The following is a 25126-nucleotide window of genomic DNA, read 5'->3' as shown; positions in this document are numbered from 1 at the left end:
CGTTAAAAATTAGGATGGTAGAATAACTACTTATCATAATTTTTGTCTTGCTCTTAAATGACTTTCCTGCGTAATAATTGAGCATTTAATTAATGTTATTGGTATAAATAAGTAATTTATTAATAAAGGCCTAATATTTATTAGGTCTTTTTTTTGATTCTTGCATTTTTACTAGATATGCTTATGATCTTTTTATCTGATTAAATCGTAGAAGAGTCATCTTCTCATTGAAAAAGGCAGTAAATCAGCATGACAAAGGTAAGAGCTCGTATCGAGTTAAGTGTAGGGCAACACAGTAATATCCCTGCGGAAATGCTTTCATTTGAAGGGTTAGAAACAGAAAAAGAGCACGTTGCTATTGTTTTTAATCAAGCAGATAAAACACAAAAAACGCCTTTGGTTCGTATGCATTCAGAATGCTTAACAGGCGATGTTTTTCACTCTTCACGATGTGATTGTGGTGAACAGTTAGAAGAAAGTATCAATAAAATGGCGATAAGTGGCGGCATTATCTTATATCTCCGCCAAGAAGGTCGTGGTATTGGTTTGTATAATAAGTTAGATGCTTATGAGCTTCAAAGTAAAGGCATGAACACGTACGAGGCAAATAATCATCTAGGCTTTGGTGATGATTTACGTGATTTCAAAGAAGCGGCTCAAATGCTAGGAGCGTTAAATATCACCACAATTAAGCTTGTGACGAACAATCCAAAGAAAATTAAAGATATTCAAGATTATGGTATTACGCTAGATGAAGTGGTTCATACTCATGCTCATATAAAAAAAGGCAATGAGAATTATCTGCAATCAAAAGTAGATCATGGACATCAGTTAGATTTAGATAAATGATCAATTGAGTGGTTAGAAAAACGTTGAAGCCTCATTAATTAATGGGGCTTTTTTATATCTAAGTAATAATTGTTAATCTTAATGATAAATATTTGCATTTATATTTGTTTTTAGTATATTACGCAAATAAAAATAATTATCATTAATACTTCCTAACAAGAAAGGCAGGTTAATGACTAAAATTCATTTGCTCAACAAGGATGATTCATGAATCACGTCAACATTACTCGGAATTTACTTACTGCATCACTATTTGTTTTACCTACTTTTTCCTATGCAGCAACTCAATCTGAAGTAGTCGAACATTACGCAGATATCGCTCATGCGGTTTATAGCGATGCATTAACCACAGCACAATCGCTTGATACCACGTTAAATGCTTTTTTAGCGAACCCTTCAGAGAAAACACTAGAGCAAGCAAAAATCGCATGGAAAGCCGCTCGTGTTCCTTACCAACAATCCGAAGTTTTTCGTTTTGGTAACCCAGTGGTTGATGATTGGGAAGGGCAATTAAATGCATGGCCACTTGATGAAGGGTTGATTGATTATGTGGCTGATGATTACCAATACGAATTAGGTAATGATGGCGCCAAAGCAAATATTGTCTCTTCTGAAAGCATTAAAATCGGAGCAGAAACAATTGATGTTACCGACATTAAAGCCGATCACTTAGCTGCTCTTAATGAGTTAGGTGGATCTGAAGCGAATGTAGCAACTGGTTACCATGCGATTGAATTTCTTCTATGGGGTCAAGATCTCAATGGAACGAATGCCGGAGCTGGTGAGCGTCCTTATACGGATTATGCCATCGGTTCGGCATGTACGAACGGTAATTGTGAGCGTCGTGCTGAATATTTAAAAGCGGCGTCTGAATTATTGATCAGTGATTTGTCTTGGATGGAAAAACAGTGGAAAGAAGGCGAGACAAATTACCGAGCAGAACTACTGGCAGAGTCTTCAAAGCAAGGTCTTCGTAAAATGCTATTTGGTATGGGCTCTTTGTCTTTAGGTGAGCTTGCTGGTGAGCGTATGAAGGTAGCATTAGAGGCTAACTCGACAGAAGATGAGCATGATTGTTTTTCTGATAACACGCATAACTCTCATTATTATAATGAACAAGGCATCTACAATGTTTATACCGGTACATACAAACGTACGGATGGAACAACATTAGCAGGCCCAAGTATTCATGAATTGGTGGCTCAAAAAGACAAAAAAGCGGCCAAAGAGATCCAACAACAGTTTGATCAAGCTCGCGAGCAAGTGAAAACATTGGTGATTTCTGCAGAAGAAAACAATCAACATTTTGATCAACTCATTGCTGCAAATAATGCGGCAGGGAATGCATTGGTTAATCAATCGATTATGGCATTAGTGACTCAAACGGCGTCGATTGAGCGTGCGGCTAATATCATTGGCATTACAAGCTTAAATCCTGATACCGCGGATCATGAGTTTTAATTTACGACTCTTTATTCGGTAACGTTGTACCTAGGCTCAATTACTTTTCTTCCCCGAGAAAGTGATTGAGCCGTTTTTCGTTTAACCATTGGTTAATTATTGCTAATGAATATCAGGATCTTAGATATCATGAAATCTTCAGTCGCTGGAACGCTTCTTCTGCTTATCGTTACTTCTTTTTCTGTGCATTCTTCTGATGTTGCTTCTGGAGGAAAAACCAGTGTGCGAAAAGAAGGGGCAAATGCGTTTTCTTTACCTGCCGCCAATCTTCCAATGAGTAAGCGTTTAGATTTTAGTGTGGGCAACAGCTTTTTTCGTAACCCTTGGGTGCAAGCCCCTGCATCAACGGATGCTAGAGATGGATTAGGTCCATTATTCAATACTAACGGTTGTCAAAATTGCCATATTAAAGATGGTCGAGGTCATGCACCAAGAGAAGGGGATACTAATGCCGTTTCAATGCTGGTGCGTTTAAGTATTCCTGCATTAACACCGGAGCAGAAAAAACGCGTAATTATTGAGGGTGTTATTCCTGAACCTATCTATGGCGGACAGTTACAAGATTTTTCGTTGTCTGGTGCAAAGCCTGAGGGCCAGATACACATTACTTACAGTGAAAAGAAAGTGCAGCTGTCTGATGGTGACGTTGTCACTCTTCGTAAACCGAACTTATCTATTAAAGAGTTAGCTTATGGGGAGATGGATAAAAATGTGCTGATGTCTGCACGGGTTGCACCACCCATGATTGGCTTAGGATTACTAGAGTCAATTCCTGAATCAACGATCCTAGAGTTTGCAAAGAAACAGCAGCAGGACAATAACGGCATCTCAGGGAAAGCGAATCGTGTATGGGATGTAAAAAACGAAGCATTGGTTTTAGGTCGATTTGGCTGGAAAGCCGGCCAACCGAGTTTAATGCAACAAAATGCGGCGGCATTTAATGGTGATCTTGGATTAACCAGTAATTTATTCCCGAAAGATGATTGCACTCAAGCTCAAACTATTTGTGAAAAGCTACCCCATGGCGGTACGCCAGAAGTGAGTGATAAGATCCTAAACTTTGTTGAATTTTATTCACAACATCTTGCTGTTCCTATTCGTCGTAATGTAAAGGATCCTCAAGTGATCGCCGGTCAAAGAATCTTTAAAGACATTGGATGTGAAAGTTGCCATCAGTCGAATATTAAAACAGCCAATATTACGAACAGACCTGCATTGTCGAATCAAACCATTCATCCTTACACCGATATGTTATTGCATGATATGGGGGAAGGGCTCTCTGATAATCGTCCCGAATTTTTAGCGGATGGACAAGAGTGGAGAACGCCACCGTTATGGGGGTTAGGTTACTTACAAGAAGTGAATGGGCATACAGAGATGTTGCATGATGGGCGTGCTAGAAACGCCCTTGAAGCCATTCTATGGCACGGTGGTGAAGCGCAGCAAAGCCGTGATGATGTCGTCAAACTATCAACCCAAGATCGTAACGCATTATTAGCGTTTTTAGCGTCGCTATAGGGATTAGCTATGAAACCTCTTTATTTATTATTCGTCTCCGTGGTTTTTTTAACGGCTTGTCAAAGTACAACGAGTGAGCAACCAGATTCCATTCAAATGGTCGATCATGTTTATTTTATTGAAAAACAATCGGCTGAGCGTTTAGCGGCTTCAAGCCAACGATTGGCGGTTAAGTTTGCGGCTTATTGCACTAGTGGACAGCATAAAGGTGAGTTAACTGAACAATGGCAACAAACAATGGAAGCGTGGATGGCTTTACAAGGACAAGAGAGAGGTCCTGAGTCAGCATTATCATTAAATTGGAATATGCAATTCTGGCCTGATAAGAAAAACACCACAGGTAGAAAAATGAGCCAATTGCTGACTAAAGATCAAGAGTGGAATATCCCGGAGATCCAACAGCAAAGTGTGACAACTCAAGGATTAGGGGCGATAGAGTGGTTGTTATTTGATGATGCCTCAACGTTACCAAGTGAAGGTTCGTGCGAATTAGGCAGTGCAATAACGAGTAACTTTTCATTAAACGCTCAGAAAATAGCACAAGCGTGGCAAACTAACCCGTGGGACGAAGTAGATGAAACCATGTGGTTAAATGAATACGTTGCGTTGCTTGCGAATCAACTTGATTACAGTATGAAAAAAATAAGCAGACCGTTAGCCAAAATAGGTCAACCGAGACCTTATTTTTCTGAGGCATGGCGTTCAGAAACCTCATTATTTATGCTGGAAAAAAATGTTGAAGCAATGCAGGCGTTGTATTTAGCAAATGGTTTCGGATTAGATCATCATTTGAGAATGGAAGGGCATGTAGATTTAGCGGATCGTATTGTTGATCATTTTTCATCTACGTTAGAAACGTGGCCTGAAAGTCCTTCTTTATTTACGACATTACAAAGTAAACCTGGATACCAACAAACCCTCTCTTTATACAATAAGTTAGAGTATTTGAAATACTTAATCCACGAAGAAGTCGCCATCGAATTGAACATCGCAATAGGATTTAATGCCACTGATGGAGATTAATAAGCAAAGACGGAGCTTATTGAAAGGTGGTGTTGGGGTGGTTACGTTGTCCCCTTGGTTAGCCGCTTGCTCTGGAATCAATACTCATGAGAAAAATGGTTCGCCATCACTGATCTCTTGTGCTCGTACTGCTAATGGGCACTTTAATGCGATTGTGGCTGACAGCGAGGGACTTCCTATTCATGCTATTTCTTTACCTGAAAGAGGGCATGGTGTTGCGATAAGCCCTGATGGTTCGCTCGCGGTTGCGTTTGCTCGTAGGCCCGGCAGTTATATGCAATTGTTTACTGTTAAAACGGGTGAGAGTTTTTCAATTACCGCGGCGATGCCTAATCGCTATTTTTATGGTCACGGTGTGTTTTCTTCTGATGGTAAGACGTTGTATGTCACTGAGGGAGAGAAAGAGACCAGTAAGGGAATTGTAGGTGTTTACCACCTTTCAAATAACCAATTAACGAAAGTGCATGAATTTACCGATTTTGGAATTGGTCCTCACGAAATTATAAAAGTCGATGACACCACATTGGCCATTGGGGTTGGTGGTGTGCATACCAAAGACAGAGAGCCTATGAATATTGAAACGATGATTCCTGCATTGGTGTATCTGTCGACGGTTACAGGGGAGGTCCTTGAAAGCGTAGGGCTTCCAGATCATAAGTTAAGTATTCGTCATTTATCATTAGCGGATGATGGGCGAGTATTGTGCGGACAACAATATCGTGGGGAACCCGAAGATGGTATGCCGTTAGTGGCCATCCATGAACGTGGTAAACCGTTAGTTCAATTAAATGCAGAACCAGAAGAATGGCTTAGATTTAATCATTACATTGCCAGTATCGCCGTATTGGGTGAGCACGTGATTGCAACGTCTCCTAGAGGGAATTGCTATGGTGTATGGGATTTAAAACAAAATGCTTTGGTTGAGATTGTGACTTTAGTTGATGCCTCTGGGGTGGTGGTAAGTCGTAATTATAAAGATATTCCACGGTGGTATATTAGTTCAGGTGCCGGAAAGGTGGTTGGGCGAACCGAAAGTGGCGAGGTTGAAAGCCATCAAACAACGGTGATGTGGGATAATCATTGGAGTAAAATTCTGGTCTGAATACCACTTAAATAATAGTCATGTTATTCTTAGGATAATTTATTTAAGAAGAGATAAACATGAGCTTACAATATCAAATTATTCCGGTTACGGCTTATGAGCAAAACTGCTCTATTGTTTGGTGTGATGAAACAATGAAAGGTGTGGTGGTTGATCCTGGTGGTGATGTAGACCTTCTAAAACAAGCGATAGACGCATTGAATATCGATGTGGTTAGTTTGGTATTAACTCATGGTCACCTAGACCATGTTGGTGGCACAGAGCCTTTAGCTGCATTAACGGGTGCTCCAATTATTGGTCCGCATAAAGAAGATGAATTTTGGTTACAAGGGCTTCCAAGTCAAAGTCAACGATTTGGTTTTCCACATACTGATGCGTTTGAACCCAATCAATGGTTAGAGGAAGGCGATATTGTTGAATTTGGTAATCAAGCACTGCATGTGCTGCATACTCCGGGTCATACTCCCGGTCATGTAATACTGTTTAATCAAGAAGCTAAGATGGCATTTGTTGGTGATGTATTGTTTAAAGGTGCGATTGGTCGTTCTGATTTCCCTAAAGGTGATTACGAAACATTAATTGCATCAATTAAAACAAAACTGTGGCCTTTAGGTAATGAGATGAAATTTGTACCGGGACATGGACCTGAGTCTACGTTTGGTTATGAACGTAAAACAAATCCATTTGTAGCGGATGAATTGCCTCTTTGGTAAGTATTTTGGCAAAAGTGCCGCACTTTTCGCCATACAGTGCAGCCATGCCTATAAATATTGCGCGTTTTTTGGTATAAAACGCGCTTCGCCAATTCCGATACAACTATTTGAGTTTCATTTTAGGGATTGACATCTTTTTTCCGCTATCGTTTTCGAGCTTTATTGCTTTAAAATAGATATAGCGCAACGGAGTTTAAGTTTCATGAAAATTGCTCACAAACGTAAAGTACAGTCAAAGCTGCATAAACGCATTAAAGCAACTACACCAAAAACTGAAGTGAAAAAAGCAGTTAAACCTGCAAAAGTAGCTAAACCAGTTGAGAAAAAAGTGGAAGCAGTAGTTGTTGCAGCACCTACAGTGGCAGCAGTAGCGACGGACATCGCTCTAACGCCAAAGCAAAAGGCTGTATTTGATATTGTTTGCCAGAATCCTGAAGGTATCAATTCAAAAGAGATTGGCGTAGCAGCTGGTCAAGAAGAAGCAAAAGCGGCAGCATGGGCGACAGGTGGCTTGAAAAAGCTAGTTGAAGAAAACCTTGTTGTACGTGAACAACTTGCTGGTAATAAAGTAATTTACAAAGCAGCGTAATGTTTTAGTAAGTAGCTTTAAGACACAAAAAAGCCGAGATTGCCTCGGCTTTTTTGTGTCTGTAACTTTGTGTTTGTAATCTAACTAAGCTAAGCATTCTAATTAACATAAACACCAGATTATTTTCTTTGTTAAAATCAGACTCATATGACATTAATTAGATGAGCGATTTATTCTGTCGCGATTAATCATTAAAAATGAAAAGATAACGACTGGAATCAGGATTAGGTTAGGGCGAATTTTAGATATAAAAAAAGACACCGCTTAGGATGTCTTCTTTTGAGTGTCGATACGCTTAGAATTTTAATTTAACTTCAAGGCCGACAAATTGGTCGGTGTAAGGCATGCCTGCATCATAAGCAAATTGTGCAGCATCACCATTACTAAACCAAGCATTATAAGCAAGGTTAACTTCAGTATCTCCACCCCATGCATCGGTTACCCAATAATGAATATGACCCACTGGGTTTAAGAAGAATAAGCTGACGCTACCTAATGTGTCTGATCCTAATACTTCGCCACCATTTGCAGTGATACTAAGCTCTTGTTGCAGCATTAGTTCACCAACAACGGCACCAAAGAAAGGCGTTACAAATAAATCTTGAATTGATGGGACTTCAGCAAATGCTTCTACACCATATTCCCAGAAAAAAGTAGACATCGTTGTTGAGTATAGGAATGATTCAAATTCATTAAAACCGGCATGTCGAGCTGCGGTATAGTACACACCACCAAAATAAGGGTGCATTACATAGTTTAAGAAATGCTCATCTTTATCCCAAACCGGACCCGCAGTGACATTATCTTTCCATTTAGAGCCAAGACCTTTAAGACTTGAATCTTCAGAATCCCATTTAGTGATACTTTCTGGTAGAAATGTCATTAAACCAACAGTGGCGACACTTAAGCCAAGGATTGTATAGGATTGCGCGAGTAAGTAATCCCAATCTCTTTGATCAGATACGCGTAGATAATGGGGGACTTGTTCTGTCGCGAAATCGTTATTATCCGCTTTTTTTGATGGCGTCACATCACCCGCTAATCGTACCGGGGAGAAATCAAATGAAGCCGCAGAGCAATAGCTTGAATAAATGTTGCTAGAACAATCACTTTTATAATCGATGTCATAAGCGCTGTTAGTATCAAGTGCAAATGCTTGTGTTGACGCAGTGCACCCTAAAAGCAAACTGGCTATTGCTTGTTTTTTCACTGAAAGTCCTTAACTATATTAAATACGAGCTAGGTCACAATTATCTACTATTAGAAATAAAATGCAAAACATAAAAGTAAAAACACTCATAAAAACGAGTGTTTATAACTTTTAATGATAGTTCAGACTTCGGTTAATAAAACTATTATTAGGTATTATATTTAGAGTGATACCATTATTTGGCAGCCAATTATTGTTACTCCAAGGATGACCGCTACGATTAACCCTAAGTTCTTGCTTGCTACTTGGTAATGAGTACCTGTATGTACTTTTCGTGCAGAAAGAACCAAAGCAACAGGCAAGAATAACGCTAAAATAACAAGTGCAATAGCGGCATACCCTAGTGCCATAATAAATCCTTGTGGATAAAACAAAGCAAATAACAAGGGAGGTGTGTAAGTTAGTAATGCCGTAATAATGGTAGATTGTTGCCATTTTTTAGATGAGTCACGTAAAAAGTCAAACAATCCAAGACTGACTCCTATAAATGACGTGATCAAAGCGAGATCGGCAAATAAGGACAAGGCTTGTTGAATGTAAGCTTTATCTATCGAGTTTTGAATCGTCGTTATGAAGGCTGTTAAGCTATTTATTGTTGAGAATTCACTTTGCGACAATAGACCAAGTGTAATGCCTTGCCAAAAAAGGTAAATGACAAGTGGAATTGATGATCCAACCAATAAACTGATTTTAATTTTCTTAATATCAAGTTCTAAGTATTTCACTATCGAAGGAATACTTCCGTGGAAACCAAAAGAGGTAAACACAACAGGTAAGGCCGTAATGAAGACGCCTTGTTCAACCGGTAATGCTAATAAGTACTCGCCACTAATATTCGGGGTTAAGAAGAAGAGTATTGCAATTAGCATTACGATTTTTAAGCTAAATAACCCACGATTAATAAAATCGACGGTTTTTGTGCCTAGTGAAATAATGAACGCGATAATAAGGGTGAATAGAATCGTTGAGCTCGTTTTCGATAATGAAATAAAAGAAAGTTGATTAATTTTGGTGTGAAATTGCTCACTGCCTCCGGCAATGTAAGCGGCACATAAAGCGTAAAAAAGAAAAAGCATCGAAAAGGTAGCCAGTCGTTGTCCATTCTTTCCCAGAAACTGCAAAGCTAAACTGTGCAATGTTGCTGAACGATCACTGTGCTGATGAACTTCTAGCATCAGCAAACTCGTATAGCTCATCACTGCCCAAATGGCTATCATTAATACACTTGCTGTAAAGAATCCAAGACTTGCGGAGACTAATGGCAAGGCTAGCATGCCTGCACCGATAGTCGTTCCTGCAATTATAAGTGAACTTCCGAATACTTTTGACTTCATAGACTGTCTCTTTTCTTCTGTAATACTTTGTTAGTGATGCGAATGTACTGCCTATTTATCTCTAATTCAAATTATTGTAAAAATAAGAATACACTAGGTGTAAACTTTTAATTACAAAGTGTTGGGTTGGCTTTAATAACGTTAATATTTACTCAACATCATAGTTTTTGAATAGCCTAATGTGATAAATTAGAGACAATTATAGAAATATCAAAGAGGAAAAGTGCATGTTGCAAATTGCAATGATCAGCACAGGAGAGGAAGTCTTACATGGCGACATTGTTGACACCAATGCAGCATGGATGTCTCAGTTATTTTATCAGCATGGGTTTAAGTTATCTAACCGCTCAACGGTTGGGGATAACATAGATTCATTGGTTTCTGAAATTCAGCATCAAAGCCAAAATGCCTCTATTGTGATTGTAAATGGGGGTTTAGGCCCTACCTCTGATGATATTTCTGGTGAAGCGGCAGCGAAAGTAATGAATTGCCCACTTGTGATGTCACAATATTGGCTAGATCGTATGCAGGCTCGTTATTTAGAGCAGGGTAAAGAGATGCCACGGAGTAACATTAAACAAGCAATGTTACCTGAAGGTGCTCAGTTGATTGAGAACCCTGTTGGTACTGCGTGTGGTTTCTTCATTGAATTAAATAAAACAATCGTTATTTTTACTCCAGGCGTCCCATCGGAGTTTAAAGTAATGGTTGAGCATCAAATCTTGCCACGTATGAAACAATGGCATCCAATGACTGAAGCGTCTGAATGCAGCCGATTGTTTACGTTTGGTTTATCAGAATCGGGTATTCAGGATAAGCTTCAAAGTGTACGACTTCCGTATGGTTTTGAAATTGGATACCGATCTTCGTTACCTTTTATTGAAGTGAAATTATTTGGTCCGGCAAATCATGATGGACGGTTCCCTACGTTAGAGACGATATATCATCTTCTAGGGGACAATGTTGTTAGTGTTGATGAGTCAATGCTCCCTAATGTAGGTGCATTACTGTCTGAATTTATGCTGAACTTTACGGTTGCGGAGCAGGCGACGGGTGGGTGGTTAACCAATTGGTTGCAAGAAGATGAACAAATTCGTTCTTGCATGAAGCAGGGTTGGATTTTATCTTCTAAAATTGATCAGCAAATGGCAGGGCAAGATCCACTGGCTGCTGCTTTAGCACTGGCGGCGGCAACACGAGAGAGAACTCAAACGTCAATAGGTTTAGCTTCTGGTCCTATGTTTAATGGCAAAGTTGCTGTTGCATTGTCAACGGCTTATGGCGAATGGGGACAGTTAATCAGCCTAAAGCGTGATTATAATTATAATGATATGCGTTCATTAGTCTCGACACTTATGTTAGATATGCTGCGTCGTTGTTTAGAAAAGAAACCGATGTTTGGTCAATATGAATCGATAAATCGTGAATCAGAAATTTACGTACCACAGAGTGCGTTATAGCTTAACGTATTGGTGTGCTTGATAACCTAATAATGCGATCCTAGAAGGGTCGCTTTTTTTATGCTTTTTTTGCGAGAGTTTGGAACGTAAGATCGTCGATAACAAGATCTGTTTTTGCTGTACAAACGCAAGGCAATATTTCATTAGGGGCTAAAAAAGCAAGTGGGAACGTAGAGTAACTGACTTCTCCAGACACTAACGTGCACCGGCAAGTGCCACAATCACCGTTACGGCAGTGTGATTCGACGACCATGCCTTGTTGTTCCATCACTTCTAGCAACGAAATATTTGGTTGGTTGGTGATCGTTATAGTTTTATTTATATGTATTTTCATTGTTTGATTAAGGATGATAAAAATAGATTAGTGACTATAACATAGTTTAAAAATGAATTAATGCCTTAAGGTTTCAGCGTTTAATTTGGTAAATTGAGACCGCTCACAAAACTGATTTCGGCCGTTTCGCTTTGCATGGTAAAGCGCTTTATCTGATTCATCAATCAATTGATTTAGCGTGATATTTTTTTCATTATCAGATAAATAAGCAATGCCAACTGACGCTGAAACGTAGGTTGAGCACGTTGAGTTTTTATGTGGAATTTGCAGAGATGTAAGCTCTTCAAGCATACAAGATAGTTTATGCTGTGTTTTTTCTTGATCAATACCTTCTAATAAAGCAAAAAACTCATCCCCACCATAGCGGTAGACATTTGTGGTTAAGCTGTAAAAATATTTTTTGATGATATTACTGACTTGAATTAATACCTCGTCGCCAGCAACGTGCCCATAAGTATCGTTGTATTCTTTATAATGGTCGATATCAATCATTACCCCTGTGAAGTATTTTATTTTTTGAGACATTAATTGATGAAAATGAATGTCTAGGGATTTTCTATTCCAAACTTGCGTAAGGTGATCGGTTTGAGATAACGCTAAAAGTTGTTGTCTGTTTTGTTGATTTTCAAGTGATATAGAGATGTAGCTAATCAGTTGAGAAAATAACTCAAAATGAAAGGCTTGGTATTGGTAGCTCTCTTTTGCTTGAATTGTAAATACCGCATTTACTTCATTATTAATAAAAATAGGGGCAAACATCGCAGAGTGAAAGTTAACTTTTTTATTGCAGCTATCTCCCAGTAAGGCTATTTTTTCTTCACAAGTCATGTGATTAAAATAAAATGGGGTCGCGGTACTAATACAATAGCTCATGTAAGTTGCTTCTTTATCACAATGAGTGACATAAGGAGCGTCTACAATAGTAGAGTCATCTAAATAATGAATGACTATCTCATTTCTATGTTGTTCGTAAAACCCCAATGCGAGAGTGTCTGTTTGAAATAATGAAGAAAGGTCATGTTGTATCTTTGGTAAGATACTTTGTATATCAGTCGAGGTACTAATATATTGGCCAATTTTATTAATAACCGCCAGATTGTCTGATAAGGCTTTCATTGTACTTAATTCAAGTTTAGTGGTGTTTAAACGATATAATTGTTGTAGGTACTCATTTTCGCGTTTTAGGAGTTCACGTCTTGAATTAAGAAGAGAGGAGGTGAGTGTTTTATAGTGCTCCTCTCTAATTGTAATATCTTTAATATCTTGAATTCTAAGTAGAATGATATCGTTGAAACCATCAATTAATTTATCACTCTCTAACGATTTAGCAATGACTAACCCCTGTTGAATATAATCATCAAGGGCATCAAATTTATTGTTACTCGTAAGAAAATGGCAATATTCTAAAATCATTTCTGATAGATAATAATCGTTGTTAGATGCTTTCATATTTTCAATTGAAAGTAGGTGGTACTCTTCTGCTTTGTCACCGTCTTCTTGGCTGCCTGCAATCTCTGCATTAATTTTATAATAAAAACCTAAGTATCTGGCTTCATTTTTTATTACTGGGTACAAAGAAGATAAAATTATTTCGGCTTCTGAAAAGTGGAATTGTTTGGCTTTAATTTCTGCAATATTAAACAGAGGGAGCGCGGCTGATCCTTGAGGACCATATTGTTTTAAGGTCTCTGCGGCGGAAGATAAATAAGTGAGTGCTTCAGTGAAGTTACCAAGCTGACGAAAAATATCCCCAATATTATTTTTAATAATAGCGCAGATATAATGATCGCAAAATTGTTGTGATTTTTCTGCTTTCGTTAAAAATTTATTCGCATAGAAATAATTACCGAGCATGCCATAAAGGGTGCCAATATTATAATGGCAAAAGCAGATCAAAAATTCTTGGTTGGTTTGTTGAGCAAGACTGATCGCATCAAAAAAAGTACTGATAGCGGCGATGAGTTTACCTGTTCTAGCTTGCATATAGGCTGTGAAAATTAATTCAAATTCCTGAGGAATCAATCGATTTAGCTTCGATGCTTCCACTTCAATCGTGTTGAGTTGAAATTGCAATTGTTGCTTTGATGATGCCATTGGCAGTTGGCGTACTTGCTCAAGTAAGTAACCATTCCATTGATTAATAGCCATAATTTCAATCTATAGTCCTTGTATAATTACAAGATATTATGTCATAAGGGTAGGGTTACATGAAGTGATGTCTCATTTTTTGGTGGGGTTAGTATGATTTTTGTGCGCTTTATCATTGTTGTAAATAAGATATAAAAAAGCCGAGTTAATTAACTCGGCTAATATGCAGATGAAAGATTTCAAATTAGAGTTCGAAATCCCCTAAATCATCGGCACTCACGTCATTATCAATTTGTCCAACAAGGTATGAACTGATTTCTGTTTCTTGTGGCGCAACCTGTACATTATCAGAGCTTAACCATGAGTTAATCCAAGGAATAGGATTCTGAGTTGCACCATCGTAAGCGCCTGATAGTCCAACAGCCTTCATACGTAAATTTGTAATATATTCTACGTATTGGCATAGAATATCCTTGTTTAAACCAATCATAGAGCCGTCTTTAAATAGGTAATTAGCCCATTCTTTTTCTTGCTCTGCTGCGGCTTTAAATAAGTCGAAACAGTCTTGTTCACATTCTGCCGCGATTTCTACAAATTCAGGATCATCTTGACCGGTACGAAGTAGATTTACCATATGCTGAGTACTGGTTAGATGAAGGGCTTCATCACGAGCAATCAGTTTGATTATTTTTGCATTTCCTTCCATTAATTTGCGTTCTGCAAAAGCAAAAGAACAAGCAAAACTTACGTAGAAACGAATGGCTTCGAGTGCATTTACCGACATCAAGCAAAGATACAACGTTTTCTTTAATTCACGTTTTGAAACGATAATTTCTTCACCGTTGACAGTATGAGTGCCTTCGCCAAAGCGGTGGTAATCGTTAGTGGCTTGAATCAGGTTATCGTAATAATGAGCAATGTCTTTTGCGCGCTTTAGGATTTCTTCATTTTCAACAATATCATCAAAGATAATGGCTGGGTCATTCACTATATTACGAACAATATGTGTGTATGAACGTGAGTGAATCGTTTCAGAAAAAGACCATGTTTCGATCCATGTTTCTAGTTCAGGAAGAGAAACTAAAGGAAGTAGGGCAACATTAGGGCTACGACCTTGAATTGAATCAAGCAGTGTTTGGTATTTAAGGTTACTGATGAATATATGTTGTTCATGTTCAGGTAAATTATTGTAATCAATGCGATCACCAGAAACATCAACTTCTTCAGGACGCCAGAAAAAGGAAAGTTGCTTTTCGATCAGTTTTTCAAATACTTGAAATTTTTGTTGATCATATCGAGCAACGTTTACAGAATTACCCAAAAACATTGGTTCTTTTAATTGATCGTTTTTTTCTTGTCGAAAAGTACTGTACGCCATGTAAACCTCAATCTTATGAAAGCCAAAAGAATGCAAGGGCTTTCTGTTTCTTACTATTATAATAGCAATGCCTATCAATACATAGATTCGTATTTATGGGCGTTGATATGAATGATTAAAAAATGAATAAGCCCGCAATGAAAGCGGGCTAAATATTGAAGGGGCTATTTATATTTTACAGCCGCCGCCTTCACAATCATCATCTTGAGCTAAATCGCCTTGTGAATCGCTCGCGCCATCACGGGTGTTATGGTAGTACAATGTTTTTAGACCTAGCTTATAAGCCGTTAACAAGTCTTTAAGCAATAGCTTCATTGGTACTTTGCCATTTGGCTGACTGTTTGGATCATAGTTTGTATTCGCTGAAATTGCTTGGTCGACAAATTTCTGCATGATACCGACTAATTGCAAGTAGCCATCATTAGAGCCGATGTTCCAAAGTAGCTCATAATTATCTTTTAAGTTCAAATAATCAGGAACAACTTGCTTTAAAATGCCATCTTTTGATGCTTTGATTGATACAAAACCACGTGGTGGTTCAATGCCATTCGTAGCATTTGAGATTTGTGAAGAGGTTTCAGACGGCATCAATGCAGATAACGTTGAGTTGCGTAAACCGTGAGTTTTAATGTCTGAACGTAATTCTTCCCAATCTAAATGTAATTCTTCACTACATATATTATCGATGTCTTTTTTGTAAGAATCGATAGGTAAGATACCTTGAGCATAGGTAGTTTCATTGAAAGCAGGACAAGCGCCTTGTTCTTTCGCTAAATTTACAGATGCTTTTAGAAGATAGAATTGAATTGCTTCAAACGTTTTATGCGTTAATCCGTTTGCACTGCCATCAGAGTACTTAACGCCATTTTTTGCTAGGTAATAAGCGTAGTTAATAACCCCTACACCTAACGTACGACGGTTCATTGTTGATTTGTAAGCTGCTGGTAATGGGTAGTCTTGGTAATCAAGAAGTGCATCAAGAGCACGTACCGCTAATTCAGCTAATTCTTCAAGCTCTTCTAATTTCTCTATTGCACCTAGGTTAAATGCAGACAGAGTACATAATGCAATTTCACCTTCTTCGTCATTAACGTGTGTTAGTGGCTTAGTTGGTAGAGCAATTTCTAAACATAAGTTAGATTGGCGAATTGGAGCAACACTTGGGTCGAATGGGCTGTGTGTATTACAGTGATCGACGTTTTGAATGTAGATACGGCCTGTTGAAGCACGTTCTTGCATTAGTAACGAGAACAACTCAATCGCTTTAATTGTTTCACGCTTAATTGATGTGTCTTGTTCGTATTTAAGATACAGGCGCTCGAACTCTACTTGGTCAGCAAAGAAAGCCTCGTACATACCAGGAACATCAGAAGGTGAAAATAAGCTGATGTGTTCCCCTTTAATTAGGCGAGTATACATAAGCTTGTTAATTTGAACGCCGTAATCCATATGACGAACACGGTTTTCTTCAACGCCACGGTTATTTTTAAGAACCAATAATGATTCTACTTCGCGGTGCCAAATAGGGTAAAACAAGGTTGCAGCGCCGCCACGAACACCACCTTGAGAACAACATTTTACCGCTGTTTGGAAGTATTTATAGAATGGAATACAACCAGTATGGAATGCTTCACCGTCACGAATTTCAGAGCCAAGTGCACGAATACGACCGGCATTGATGCCAATACCTGCACGTTGTGATACGTAGCGTACAATAGAGCCAGCCGTTGCATTGATTGAATCAAGGCTATCATCACATTCAATTAGAACGCATGAACTAAATTGACGTGTTGGCGTACGAACACCAGACATAATCGGTGTTGGTAACGATATTTTAAATTTAGAGGTTGCGTCGTAGAAACGTTGAATGTAATCCAGACGAGTATCTTTTGGATATTTAGCAAATAAGCACGCCGCAACTAAAATATAAAGGAATTGAGCACTTTCGTAGATCGCGCCCGTTACGCGGTTTTGTACGAAGTATTTCCCTTCTAGTTGTTTAACAGCAGCGTAAGAGAAATCCATATCACGGCTGTGATCGATCATTTGATCCATCAAGTCGAATTCGGCTTCTGTGTAATCTTCTGTAATGTGCTTGTCGTATTTACCTAATTCGATCAGGTTATTGACGTGCTTAAATAGCGTTGGTGGCTCAAATTGGCCATACGCTTTTTTACGAAGATGGAAAACAGACAAACGAGCAGCGAGGTATTGGTAATCTGGCGTTTCTTCAGAGATAAGGTCGGCCGCTGCTTTGATGATGGTTTCATGAATGTCAGATGTCTTCATGCCTTCATAAAACTGGATGTGGGATTTCATTTCAACTTGTGAAACAGAAACATTATCCAGATTTTCAGCAGCCCAGGTGATCACTTTATGGATCTTTTCTAAATTGATCTTTTCTGTGGTGCCATTTCGCTTAGTAACGGTAAGCTGTGGGGTCATTTGTCTACTTTTCCTTAAAATGAAGAATAAACAACGAAATATGTAATTTTTGTAATTTTCGTTGTTGTTTTGTGATCAAACTCTATTTTAGTGAAAATTAGAATAAACACTACATATAGGGGGTAATCATTAGTTAGATACAAGATAGTGATTATTTGCAAAAGGATCAAGTCAGGAAATGAGACAGTCTTGTGAATAACCTCTTAATAAAAAAAAACAGTAAGTAACTACTAACCGAGTCAGATTAGCTATATCAAGCTATCAGAAATAGTGGATTTAATAATGGTTGAGAAGTAAGCAGCTGAAAAAATATTTCTCTTGATTTTTGTGGTTTTGGTGGATCTCTGTTTATCGAAAAAAATTGCTGATTTGTTGTTCTAAAATGTGATGTCGTGAGAAAAAGAGTAGGGGATAAAATGATAGGAGCGGCGTAGAAAGAAAAAGCTCTTTATTTACATTAAGAATAAATAAAGAGCCTGAATTTTACAGTGTTGTATGAATGATGTAATTAACATCAACATTTGTGCCTAATGAATAAGCGTCTGTTAATGGATTGTAATGAAGGCCAGTGATCCCACGCTCTTGTAATGCCGTTTGATCGAGCATTTTTAATAATTCAGAAGGGCGGATGAACTTATCATGATCATGAGTGCCTTTTGGGACCAATTTAAGAACGTGTTCTGCGCCAACAATAGCAAATAGATAGGATTTGATATTGCGGTTTAAGGTAGAGAAGAATACATGCCCACCCGGTTTTACCATTTTAGCGCAAGCACGAATCACAGATAAAGGGTCTGGTACATGCTCTAGCATTTCCATGCAGGTTATTACATCGTATGTTTCAGGGTATTCTTCTGCGTGCTGCTCGGCAGTAGATTGAATGTATTCTAACGTAGTACCCGTTTCTAATGCATGAAGACGAGCGACAGTTAGAGGCTCTTTCCCCATGTCCAATCCAATAACTTCTGCACCTTGCTTCGCCATACTCTCAGCTAAAATACCGCCGCCACAACCAACATCTAATACTTTTTTACCAAATAGACCATTGGCGTTGGTCAACACATAATTAAGGCGTAATGGATTGATTTGATGTAGAGGTTTAAATTCACCTTCAAAATCCCACCAACGGGAGGCCATATCTTCAAATTTTTTGATTTCTGCTGGATCGACATTTAACTGCTGAGTCATAATTCACATTCCTTTTTTATCTTCCTTTCATTATATACAAAAAAAATAAGAAAGAGAGCCTTTAAAATGGTGCTTTTTTCATCAATTTGTTTAGGTTTTTCAAGAATATGATGGGTTGATTTGTGACTTGCTCCCGATTTCGTAGGATTCTTAAGCTTAAGAGTGATTTTGCGAATTAAAACGATGCGAAATAGAAGCGTTATGTGCTATATTTTGCAATCTTGCACGTTTATCAGTATCAATTACTTTATCTTTATAGATAGTATGATTGGTAAAGTAATTGATATTGATACGACAGAACTAATTGAGGGATATTGGCTCTATGAGCGATCTTGCTAAAGGGATCACGCCCGTAAATATTGAAGATGAGCTTCGAGGTTCATACCTAGACTACGCGATGTCAGTAATCGTTGGTCGTGCTCTTCCAGATGTGCGTGATGGTCTAAAACCTGTACACCGCCGTGTTTTATTCGCGATGGATGTATTAGGTAATGATTGGAATAAACCATATAAAAAATCTGCCCGTGTAGTCGGCGACGTAATTGGTAAGTATCACCCACATGGTGATAGTGCTGTATACGACACGATAGTACGTATGGCGCAGCCGTTCTCACTACGCTATATGCTTGTTGATGGCCAAGGTAACTTTGGTTCTATCGATGGTGACTCTGCTGCGGCAATGCGTTATACCGAAGTTCGTATGTCGAAAATTGCCCACGAATTGTTGGCCGATTTAGACAAAGAAACCGTCGATTACGTTCCTAACTATGATGGTACAGAACAGATCCCTGCGGTATTACCTACTCGTGTGCCTAACTTATTAGTTAATGGTTCATCAGGTATCGCAGTTGGTATGGCAACTAATATACCTCCTCATAACTTAACTGAAGTGGTTAATGGTTGTTTAGCATTCATCGAGAATGAAGATATTACTATCGATGAGCTAATAAACTACATTCCAGGTCCTGACTTTCCGACAGCTGCATTAATCAGTGGTCGTAAAGGCATCGTTGATGCATATAAAACAGGCCGCGGTAAAGTTTACATGCGTTCTAAAGCAAATATCGAAGCGGACAAAAATGGTAAAGAAACCATTATTGTTACTGAGATCCCTTATCAAGTTAACAAAGCACGTGTGATCGAAAAGATCGCTGAGCTTGTTAAAGATAAGAAAGTAGAAGGCATTTCAGCACTGCGTGACGAATCTGATAAAGATGGTATGCGTATTGTTATCGAATGTAAGCGTGATGCAGTGGGTGAGGTGGTTCTTAATAACTTATTCTCATTAACTCAGCTTCAAACTACATTCGGCGTAAATATGGTGGCACTTGATAATGGCCAACCAAAACTGTTCAACTTAAAAGAAATGTTGAAGTGTTTTGTTGATCACCGTCGTGAAGTGGTAACTCGCCGTACAATTTTTGAATTACGCAAAGCGCGTGATCGTGCTCATATCCTTGAAGGTTTGGCGCTGGCATTAGCAAACATTGATGAGATCATTGATCTAATCAAAAATGCGCCATCACCAGCAGAAGCAAAGCAAGGCCTAGTCGCTCGCGGTTGGGATCTTGGTAATGTTGCCGACATGCTAGAGCGTGCTGGTACAGATGCTGCTCGTCCTGATTGGTTAGAGCCAGAGTTTGGTATTCGTGAAGGTCAATACTTCTTAACGGAACAACAAGCTCAAGCAATTCTAGAATTACGTCTACACCGTTTAACTGGTTTAGAACATGAAAAAATTCTAGATGAATACAAAGCACTATTAGATGAAATCGCAGAGCTAATGCATATCCTTGCAAGCACTGAACGTCTAATGGAAATCATTCGTGATGAATTAATTACGGTTCGTGATACTTATGGTGATGAGCGTCGCACTGAAATTGGTGCTGCTATTCACGATATCGATATCGAAGACTTAATCACACAAGAAGATGTTGTAGTAACACTTTCTCGTGAAGGTTATGTTAAGTACCAAATTCTAGGTGATTACGAAGCGCAACGTCGTGGTGGTAAAGGTAAGAGTGCAACTAAGATGAAGGACACCGATTATATCGAGCGTCTACTTGTTGCTAACACTCATGATAATATTCTTTGCTTCTCTACACGTGGTAAAGCATACAGCTTGAAAGTATTCCAACTTCCTCAAGCAAGCCGCACCGCTCGTGGTAAGCCTATCGTGAACATTCTTCCTCTAGAAGAAGGTGAGCGTATTACTGCGATTCTACCAGTATCTGAATACTCTGAAGATAAGTTCATCTTCATGGCAACAGGTGATGGTACGGTTAAGAAAACATCTCTGGATCAATTTGCTAAAGTTCGTGCAAACGGCCTGATTGCAGTTAATCTACGTGAAGATGATTCATTAATCGGCGTCGATATTACGACGGGTTCAAATGAAATCATGCTGTTCTCTAAAGCAGGTAAAGTCGTTCGTTTCAGCGAAGAACATGTTCGTGGAATGGGTCGTACTGCTTCAGGTGTTCGTGGTATGAAACTGACTGGTGAAGATCAGGTTGTTTCATTGATTGTTCCTTCTAATGAAGGCGACATTCTAACGGTGACAGAAAATGGGTACGGTAAACGTACTAAGATTTCTGAATACCCAACGAAGAGCCGTGCAACACAAGGTGTTGTTTCTATCAAGGTTTCAGATCGTAACGGCAGTGTTGTCGGTGCAGTTCAAGCTGAAGATGGTGATGAGTTCATGATGATCACGGATGCAGGTACGTTAGTTCGTACACGCGTATCGGAAGTAAGCCAAGTGGGTCGTAATACCCAAGGTGTTACACTGATCCGTACTGCTGAAGATGAAAATGTAGTTGGTTTACAACGCATTGATGAACCAGAAGAGCTTGAAATCATTGAAGGTGATGTAGTAGAAGGTGAAGAAGAGGCGACAGTAATTACTGAAGCAACTGAAACTCCTGACGCTGAATCAGATGAAGATACGACAGAAGAGTAATTTTTCTTAGCGTATTAAAAAGCCCGCTTATTTTTAAGCGGGCTTTTTTGTCTCTGTAATTTGACAAATTTGAAGTAGTTTTAGCAAATATCAAATTTACGCTGTTCAGAATAGAGATCGGTTGTGATGACAAATTTTTCTTTGCCACATGCGATACAAATAGGTTGTCCGAACCATGCTGCATAACACTCACAACAAGTATAGTGACTGTTTATAGGGAAGGAGGTTGATTTTTCTGACAGAGAATCTAATTCAGATCGTCCAAATTTTTCCTGCTCTTCAGGTTTTATTACTGTTTTCATCATCGCCAACTTTTAAAGTGTCGTGAAAGTCATGGCCTTCACATTCATTATAGTTATGAATAAGTATGGTATGATATTGATCGTAAAACAATAGGACGTTTTGTGATTTACCTTGCCTTATGGCAAATAAAAAGAGCACAAAAGCGCTCTTTTTATAGGATGTTTGAGGGACTTATAAACTTTAGTTGTTATATGCCGTTTTTAAAGCAGTAAAGCGTTCAACTAGATCATCAATAGCTTCTTGATCGTATGTTTTTAAACCGGTAGCAATCATGCGTTTAGTACCATGACCGACTTCTTCACCGTTTTCAGTGAATTTGAAGTTTAACTTAACAAGTCCTCGTTTTCCTTCTATATCCATTGTTGCACCCGTAAATTCAACGCTAGGTTTAACAATATCAAGGCGAGTAAACTCGATGTCCATACTTTCATAAATCACTAATGGACGTTGGCAGTTGATCATTAACTGCTTCTCTTCCATTAGAGGGACCATTATATGTGGGAAGTTCATGCCTGAGAATTGAACATATTGTTTTACAACGTTTTCAATGAATTCAGGATCGATATTTTTATCACCACTGCGGCTAACGTGTAAATATTCTTTATTGTTTTGATCAGATAAAGAGTATTCACCTTGTTCTGCATGATTGATATGAAGTGACGTACTGTCCGATACCATACCAGCAAAATTAAAATGCATTTTATTACTGATGCCTGTTTTTGAAAGTAAAACAGCAAACAGTAAATCACCAGGAACACAGAAACGCTTTGAGATTACGTCATGAATAGGGTTGAAATCACCTGCCACTTTTTTCGCAAAATCACTTGCTTGTTGGCGTGTAAATTCAAATGAATTATCTGTTTCCGAAAAATATTGATTTAACTGCATAATATATTTGGTAAAACCTAGCTAATGAAATAACCACGCTAGTATACCTAATCTCTAATCCTTTAATGGTCTATCCAGTCAAGATAGTAAAAAAAGGATAGAAATAAAAGAATAAACCTATTTTTGAGCTAAAACACCTAGAAAGGTGACGAAGAGTTTACATATCGTCGGGTATAATTGCGTACTTCCAACATTTTGTAGTAAAGGTCACAAATGAAATCGTTCGTCAAAGTAGGGCTTATTAGCGGTGCTATTTTTTCAAGTATTATTCTTTTTAGTCATGACGCAGAAGCTTCTGAGGATCAGCCAGGCGATATAGCCGCAAACATAGGTGCGGTAGGTATTCCTGTTGTTGCTGGTTCGGTTGCCTTATTTAAAGAAGATTACGATGGGTTTTGGATGTTTGCAAAAGGAGCGGCATATACACTCGCTGCCACTCAAGCTCTTAAGTATACAGTAAGAGAAGAAAGGCCGAATGGAGAAGATGATTTAAGTTTTCCATCAGGTCATTCATCATCGGCTTTTCAGGGGGCATCTTATTTACAATTTCGTTATGGCTGGAAGTATGGTTTACCTGCTTATATTAGTGCAGGATTAGTTGGTTATTCGCGAGTTGAGAATGATCACCATTATTGGCGTGATGTGATTGCGGGTGCAGTTTTAGCAACAACCATTCAATATTTAGTGACAGATGCATATATAGATTCAAATAAGGTCATGATTACCCCTGTTATTAACCAAGATCATGTCGGAATTGCAGCATCTTTTTCATTTTGATTGGCAAATGGGTAGCAAGCGAGTAAAATCAGCTCCCTTTTATTCGATGCTAGGTGTACAACAATGTTTATTGGATTTGACTACGGAACGGCAAATTGCTCAGTGGCAACCATTCAAAATAATCAAGCTAAACTGCTTAAACTAGAAGGGGATAGTACTTTTATACCTTCCGCGTTATGCGCACCTACTCGAGAAGCGGTTTCTGAATATCTATTTCGTATTTGGGGTGTTCAACCAAGTACGAATATTAATGAACGTTTACTTCATACGGCCATTGCTTATAACCGTGAAGAGGATATTGATGTTGATGCAGGATCTCTGACGTTTGGTCAAGCGGCTTTAAATGTTTATATTGATGATCCAGAAGACGTATATTACGTAAAGTCACCTAAATCTTTCTTAGGTGTTTCTGGTTTACGTGATGTACAAGTTAGCTTGTTTGAAGATCTTGTAACTGCCATGATGAAAAACATCAAAAATAATGCAGAGCAAGAATTACAGGCTGATATTACATCTACCGTTATTGGACGTCCTGTTAACTTCCAAGGGGCAGAAAGTGATGAGGCAAACAGCCAAGCCATCTCTATTTTGTCACGTGCAGCGATGCGTGTTGGTTTTAAAAATATTGAATTTCAATTTGAACCAGTGGCCGCGGGTCTAGACTATGAGCAAACATTAACTGAAGACAAAACGGTTCTTATTGTTGATATTGGCGGTGGTACGACTGATTGCTCGATGATCGAGATGGGACCATCTTGGAAAGGTAATCATGACCGCACAAAAGGGATCTTAGCTCACAGTGGGTCTCGTATTGGTGGTAATGATTTAGATATTCATTTAGCACACCGTAAATTTATGCCAATGCTGGGATCTCAAAGTCGAACTCATAAAGGCTTAGAGTTACCAATGACTCAATTTTGGAATCCAATTGCTATTAATAATATTGTGGCACAATTGGATTTCTTTGGTTTTGCTAACCGTAAACATTTATTGCAAATGATGAATGAGACACAAGAGCCAGAAAAACTAGCTCGATTGATTAAACTGTACGATGAAAAATTAAGCTATAAATTACTTCGTGACGCTGAACAAACAAAAATTGCGCTATCAGAGCATTTAGAGCATTCGGTTGATCTCAGCTATCTTGATGAAGGTTTATCATTATCTATTGATCAACAAAGTCTTACTGAGGCAATTGCGAAACCGCAAGAGAACATCAATAGACTTGTTAAAGAAGCCATTCAACAAGCGGGTAAAACGCCTGATATTATTTATGTTACTGGTGGTTCTGCTCGTTCACCAATTTTACAAGCAGCATTGCAGAAACAATTACCAAATATTGAAATTGTAGGTGGTAATTACTTTGGTTCAGTGACAGCGGGCTTGGCTCACTGGGCAAATTACTGCTTCGCATAAATTCAGTGATTCACAATAAATTCGAGTATCAAGCGGCTGATAAAGTCGCTTGGTTTTGTGAAATATTAAATAAATTTTAGGTAAAATT

General features: G+C 38.6%; 20 protein-coding genes. 11 read left to right on the top strand and 9 right to left on the bottom strand.

The annotated features are described in order from the left end of the window. Window positions 1–249 precede the first annotated feature (249 nt). The 7 genes from A6E04_RS06560 (at window position 250) to A6E04_RS06530 (ending at window position 7255) form a co-directional block, all read left to right on the top strand. Window positions 250–849 carry a GTP cyclohydrolase II gene (locus tag A6E04_RS06560; protein WP_017020478.1) on the top strand — a complete coding sequence of 200 codons (600 nt, stop codon included), beginning with the start codon at window positions 250–252 and terminating at the stop codon, window positions 847–849. 207 nt (window positions 850–1056) lie between these two features. After that, window positions 1057–2310, top strand: a complete 1254-nt coding sequence (locus tag A6E04_RS06555; protein ID WP_065610582.1) for an imelysin family protein — start codon at window positions 1057–1059, stop codon at window positions 2308–2310. Between the two features lie 129 nt (window positions 2311–2439). Next, on the top strand, window positions 2440–3828 hold the full coding sequence (locus A6E04_RS06550; protein ID WP_065610580.1) for a di-heme oxidoreductase family protein: 1389 nt from the start codon (window positions 2440–2442) through the stop codon (window positions 3826–3828). A 9-nt stretch (window positions 3829–3837) separates the two neighbouring features. Further along, window positions 3838–4851, top strand: coding sequence for an imelysin family protein (locus A6E04_RS06545; RefSeq protein ID WP_065610579.1), 1014 nt, complete (start codon window positions 3838–3840; stop codon window positions 4849–4851). Continuing rightward, complete coding sequence (locus A6E04_RS06540) at window positions 4832–5953, top strand: DUF1513 domain-containing protein (protein ID WP_035470301.1); 1122 nt, start codon at window positions 4832–4834, stop codon at window positions 5951–5953. Before A6E04_RS06545 ends, A6E04_RS06540 begins: the two co-directional genes overlap by 20 nt. Before the next feature lie 59 nt (window positions 5954–6012). Next, entirely contained in the window at window positions 6013–6666 is a 654-nt protein-coding gene (locus tag A6E04_RS06535; RefSeq protein ID WP_012550370.1) for an MBL fold metallo-hydrolase, read from the top strand. 202 nt (window positions 6667–6868) lie between these two features. Further along, window positions 6869–7255, top strand: coding sequence for a hypothetical protein (locus A6E04_RS06530; RefSeq protein WP_012550369.1), 387 nt, complete (start codon window positions 6869–6871; stop codon window positions 7253–7255). A 295-nt stretch (window positions 7256–7550) separates the two neighbouring features. Here the strand turns inward: A6E04_RS06530 and A6E04_RS06525 are convergent, their stop codons facing one another. Together A6E04_RS06525 and A6E04_RS06520 are read right to left on the bottom strand one after the other, a co-directional pair. After that, complete coding sequence (locus tag A6E04_RS06525; RefSeq protein ID WP_012550368.1) at window positions 7551–8465, bottom strand: DUF3943 domain-containing protein; 915 nt, start codon at window positions 8463–8465, stop codon at window positions 7551–7553. A 161-nt stretch (window positions 8466–8626) separates the two neighbouring features. Beyond that, window positions 8627–9799: an aromatic amino acid transport family protein gene (locus tag A6E04_RS06520; RefSeq protein ID WP_065610577.1), complete on the bottom strand. Its 1173-nt coding sequence runs from the start codon at window positions 9797–9799 to the stop codon at window positions 8627–8629. 227 nt (window positions 9800–10026) lie between these two features. Here A6E04_RS06520 and A6E04_RS06515 point away from each other — a divergent pair, with 227 nt between their 5' ends. Further along, window positions 10027–11259, top strand: coding sequence for a CinA family nicotinamide mononucleotide deamidase-related protein (locus A6E04_RS06515; protein ID WP_017020469.1), 1233 nt, complete (start codon window positions 10027–10029; stop codon window positions 11257–11259). A gap of 58 nt (window positions 11260–11317) precedes the next feature. Here A6E04_RS06515 and yfaE read toward each other — a convergent pair whose 3' ends face one another. From yfaE to ubiG, 5 genes are all read right to left on the bottom strand, one after another. Then, window positions 11318–11593 carry a class I ribonucleotide reductase maintenance protein YfaE gene (gene yfaE, locus A6E04_RS20925; protein WP_017020468.1) on the bottom strand — a complete coding sequence of 92 codons (276 nt, stop codon included), beginning with the start codon at window positions 11591–11593 and terminating at the stop codon, window positions 11318–11320. A gap of 57 nt (window positions 11594–11650) precedes the next feature. Further along, a complete protein-coding gene (locus A6E04_RS06510) occupies window positions 11651–13741 on the bottom strand; it encodes a sensor domain-containing diguanylate cyclase (RefSeq protein ID WP_065610575.1) in 2091 nt (696 codons plus the stop codon). 184 nt (window positions 13742–13925) lie between these two features. Then, on the bottom strand, window positions 13926–15059 hold the full coding sequence (gene nrdB, locus A6E04_RS06505; protein ID WP_012550364.1) for a class Ia ribonucleoside-diphosphate reductase subunit beta: 1134 nt from the start codon (window positions 15057–15059) through the stop codon (window positions 13926–13928). Window positions 15060–15227: 168 nt separating this feature from the next. Next, window positions 15228–17504 carry a class 1a ribonucleoside-diphosphate reductase subunit alpha gene (gene nrdA / locus A6E04_RS06500; RefSeq protein ID WP_012550363.1) on the bottom strand — a complete coding sequence of 759 codons (2277 nt, stop codon included), beginning with the start codon at window positions 17502–17504 and terminating at the stop codon, window positions 15228–15230. 483 nt (window positions 17505–17987) lie between these two features. Then, window positions 17988–18692: a bifunctional 2-polyprenyl-6-hydroxyphenol methylase/3-demethylubiquinol 3-O-methyltransferase UbiG gene (ubiG, locus tag A6E04_RS06495; protein ID WP_017020465.1), complete on the bottom strand. Its 705-nt coding sequence runs from the start codon at window positions 18690–18692 to the stop codon at window positions 17988–17990. A 322-nt stretch (window positions 18693–19014) separates the two neighbouring features. On the opposite strand from ubiG, the gene gyrA reads away from it, so the two are divergent. After that, entirely contained in the window at window positions 19015–21654 is a 2640-nt protein-coding gene (gene gyrA, locus A6E04_RS06490; protein WP_026025273.1) for a DNA topoisomerase (ATP-hydrolyzing) subunit A, read from the top strand. An 80-nt stretch (window positions 21655–21734) separates the two neighbouring features. Here gyrA and A6E04_RS06485 read toward each other — a convergent pair whose 3' ends face one another. Next, window positions 21735–21959, bottom strand: a complete 225-nt coding sequence (locus tag A6E04_RS06485; RefSeq protein WP_241802830.1) for a hypothetical protein — start codon at window positions 21957–21959, stop codon at window positions 21735–21737. A 178-nt stretch (window positions 21960–22137) separates the two neighbouring features. Further along, window positions 22138–22845, bottom strand: coding sequence for a DUF3581 domain-containing protein (locus A6E04_RS06480; protein WP_017020462.1), 708 nt, complete (start codon window positions 22843–22845; stop codon window positions 22138–22140). Window positions 22846–23058: 213 nt separating this feature from the next. Here A6E04_RS06480 and A6E04_RS06475 point away from each other — a divergent pair, with 213 nt between their 5' ends. Then, on the top strand, window positions 23059–23622 hold the full coding sequence (locus tag A6E04_RS06475) for a phosphatase PAP2 family protein (RefSeq protein WP_023603150.1): 564 nt from the start codon (window positions 23059–23061) through the stop codon (window positions 23620–23622). A 63-nt stretch (window positions 23623–23685) separates the two neighbouring features. Beyond that, the gene (gene yegD / locus A6E04_RS06470) at window positions 23686–25038 is read left to right on the top strand and encodes a molecular chaperone (RefSeq protein WP_017020460.1); all 1353 of its coding nucleotides are present in this window, start codon (window positions 23686–23688) and stop codon (window positions 25036–25038) included. The last annotated feature ends 88 nt before the right edge of the window (window positions 25039–25126 follow it).

Origin of the sequence: Aliivibrio logei (assembly GCF_001691055.1) — a bacterium.
GTDB classification, from domain to species: domain Bacteria; phylum Pseudomonadota; class Gammaproteobacteria; order Enterobacterales; family Vibrionaceae; genus Aliivibrio; species Aliivibrio salmonicida.
The sequence above is the reverse complement of the archived record's forward strand: the minus strand, read 5'-3'. Positions and strand labels throughout refer to the sequence as shown.

Bases quoted from the DNA above. Each gene is read 5' to 3' on its own strand.
- A6E04_RS06545 (WP_065610579.1), top strand. From the start codon at position 3,838: ATGAAACCTCTTTATTTATTATTCGTCTCCGTGGTTTTTTTAACGGCT.
- A6E04_RS06540 (WP_035470301.1), top strand. From the start codon at position 4,832: ATGCCACTGATGGAGATTAATAAGCAAAGACGGAGCTTATTGAAAGGT.
- A6E04_RS06560 (WP_017020478.1), top strand. From the start codon at position 250: ATGACAAAGGTAAGAGCTCGTATCGAGTTAAGTGTAGGGCAACACAGT.
- ubiG (WP_017020465.1), bottom strand. From the start codon at position 18,692: ATGACTCAGCAGTTAAATGTCGATCCAGCAGAAATCAAAAAATTTGAA.
- A6E04_RS06475 (WP_023603150.1), top strand. From the start codon at position 23,059: ATGAAATCGTTCGTCAAAGTAGGGCTTATTAGCGGTGCTATTTTTTCA.
- A6E04_RS06530 (WP_012550369.1), top strand. From the start codon at position 6,869: ATGAAAATTGCTCACAAACGTAAAGTACAGTCAAAGCTGCATAAACGC.
- gyrA (WP_026025273.1), top strand. From the start codon at position 19,015: ATGAGCGATCTTGCTAAAGGGATCACGCCCGTAAATATTGAAGATGAG.
- yfaE (WP_017020468.1), bottom strand. From the start codon at position 11,593: ATGAAAATACATATAAATAAAACTATAACGATCACCAACCAACCAAAT.
- A6E04_RS06480 (WP_017020462.1), bottom strand. From the start codon at position 22,845: ATGCAGTTAAATCAATATTTTTCGGAAACAGATAATTCATTTGAATTT.
- nrdB (WP_012550364.1), bottom strand. From the start codon at position 15,059: ATGGCGTACAGTACTTTTCGACAAGAAAAAAACGATCAATTAAAAGAA.
- yegD (WP_017020460.1), top strand. From the start codon at position 23,686: ATGTTTATTGGATTTGACTACGGAACGGCAAATTGCTCAGTGGCAACC.
- A6E04_RS06535 (WP_012550370.1), top strand. From the start codon at position 6,013: ATGAGCTTACAATATCAAATTATTCCGGTTACGGCTTATGAGCAAAAC.
- nrdA (WP_012550363.1), bottom strand. From the start codon at position 17,504: ATGACCCCACAGCTTACCGTTACTAAGCGAAATGGCACCACAGAAAAG.
- A6E04_RS06485 (WP_241802830.1), bottom strand. From the start codon at position 21,959: ATGATGAAAACAGTAATAAAACCTGAAGAGCAGGAAAAATTTGGACGA.
- A6E04_RS06515 (WP_017020469.1), top strand. From the start codon at position 10,027: ATGTTGCAAATTGCAATGATCAGCACAGGAGAGGAAGTCTTACATGGC.
- A6E04_RS06550 (WP_065610580.1), top strand. From the start codon at position 2,440: ATGAAATCTTCAGTCGCTGGAACGCTTCTTCTGCTTATCGTTACTTCT.
- A6E04_RS06520 (WP_065610577.1), bottom strand. From the start codon at position 9,799: ATGAAGTCAAAAGTATTCGGAAGTTCACTTATAATTGCAGGAACGACT.
- A6E04_RS06510 (WP_065610575.1), bottom strand. From the start codon at position 13,741: ATGGCTATTAATCAATGGAATGGTTACTTACTTGAGCAAGTACGCCAA.
- A6E04_RS06555 (WP_065610582.1), top strand. From the start codon at position 1,057: ATGAATCACGTCAACATTACTCGGAATTTACTTACTGCATCACTATTT.